1 protein-coding gene is annotated in these 221 nt (G+C 62.9%); it reads left to right on the forward strand.

The features are described from left to right. Positions 1–221 (forward strand): transposase (locus GSQ92_RS15055; protein WP_159013651.1); only part of this gene is annotated, 221 nt, incomplete at both ends.

A 221-nucleotide genomic window follows, 5' to 3' on the forward strand; every position in this document is an offset into this window, starting at 1 on the left:
GCGCGCAGCGGCGGTGGCTGGCGCATGCTGCCAACGAATTTCGGCCCGTGGCAAACCGTATACTGGTGGTTTCGACGGTTCGTGCGTCGGATGCTGTTCCAGACCATTCACGACGTGTCGCTGATGCTTGACCGGGAGCGTAGCGGACGTGAAGCCAGCCCGTCTGGTGGTGTGCTCGACAGCCAGACGGTGAAGGCGCCGAATGCCAAAGCGCGAGGATA

The organism is Acidisoma sp. S159, assembly GCF_009766125.1.
Lineage (GTDB): Bacteria > Pseudomonadota > Alphaproteobacteria > Acetobacterales > Acetobacteraceae > Acidisoma.